Genomic DNA, 1,391 nt, shown 5'->3' with positions numbered 1-1,391 from the left:
TCGATTTCGGTCGTCGGGATGCGCAACACATCGTCGACCGTATGCCCGAGCTCCTGGCGTATCCAGGATGCTGGCGTCTGGCTGCCGGTGACCAGTAGCAGCACCGGCAACACCACAGGCGAGCAGCGCTCCCGGTATCGGCTCAGTCGATCGCGCAGGCACTCCAGAGAGAGGGGGTCGACAAGCACGATATCGAAGCGGCTGTGATCATCACCGTGGAGGCGATCATCGAACGCCTCGGTGAGCTGATATCGCCCCGTCAGCAACCGGCGCAGCAGCTTGGCGTTGCCCGGGCTGTCCAGCGCACAGGCGATACGCGCCTGCGGCTCGCCCGAGGATTCAACGCGCTCGAGCAACATCGTGCGCACGGTTTCCCTCCAGAATCTCGGGGACGCCGCTCAAGACACCGCGCAACCCGGACAGCGGCCGCCCGACCTGCACACCGCGGCCGGTCATGGCGAACTCGCGCAGGGTTTTCTCGAAATTGCCGGTGCGTTTCTTGAGCATGCCCACCGTCTTGCGCAGCTCGCCCTCCAGCTCCATATAGCGCAGGAGCAGGATCGCGTCGGCAAGATAGCTGATGCCGTACTGGGACACCTGCAATTCCGGGCTGGCGATCGTATTCACCTCGTTGACCAGCAAGACGGTCACACCCATGTTGACCAGATAGCGACACAGGGCGTGTACCCGCGCCTGCAGGCTCTCCCCGCGCATCGACTGCTGGTAACCCGACAGGCTGTCGAGCATCACGACACGGGCACCCAGCGTCTCGACCTCATGGCGCACCTTGAGCGCGAACCGATCCGGATCATAGGCCAGAGGCTCGACGGCCTCGAACATCAGATGGCCACTATCGAGCATCTCCCGGATCGGCAGGCCCACCTGGGTGCAGCGCCGGACAAACGTATGTTGGTGCTCGTCGAAGCTATAAATCACCGAGCGATCGCCGCGCCCTGCGGCCTCTTTCATGTAATGCGCGCCCAGCGTGGTCTTGCCGACGCCGGTGGGCCCGGACAATAACGTGACGGTCCCCCGCTCGATGCCGCCGCCGGTGAGGGCATCCAGCTCGGGCACGCCACTGCCGAGCGACGCCGGCTCGAACGCGCGTTGATGCCGGCCGGGCAGCAGGCGTGGATAGACCGTCATGCCACCCGTGCCGAGGTCGTAGTAATGCCAGCCGCTTTCGAAATCCGAGCCCCTGAGTTTGCTCACCGCGCACATGCGGCCGCTCGGCACCTGCGCAAGCTCGACCACACCATCGCTGAGGAACTGCAGGTCATCGTCCGCGGCGCTGCCCGCTTCTGCGGTGCAGACCACGGTCGCGCCCAGAGCCGTCAGCTGGCGCAACAGCGAAAGCACCTGCTTGCGGAACTGAAAGGCGTCGGGCGACA

At 65.0% G+C, this 1,391-nt stretch carries 2 protein-coding genes; both read right to left on the bottom strand.

The window, feature by feature from the left end; all coding sequences use genetic code 11:
• Window positions 1–368: hypothetical protein (locus ACS8Y6_RS18320; protein ID WP_440856236.1), on the bottom strand; the 368-nt coding region annotated here is incomplete at its 3' end.
• On the bottom strand, window positions 340–1,391 hold a 1,052-nt coding region (locus tag ACS8Y6_RS18315; protein WP_440856235.1), incomplete at its 5' end, for an ATPase domain-containing protein. The genes ACS8Y6_RS18315 and ACS8Y6_RS18320, both read right to left, overlap by 29 nt.

This window comes from Salinisphaera sp. RV14 (genome assembly GCF_052044135.1).
In the GTDB taxonomy this organism is placed as follows: Bacteria; Pseudomonadota; Gammaproteobacteria; order Nevskiales; family Salinisphaeraceae; genus Salinisphaera.
The sequence above is the reverse complement of the archived record's forward strand: the minus strand, read 5'-3'. Positions and strand labels throughout refer to the sequence as shown.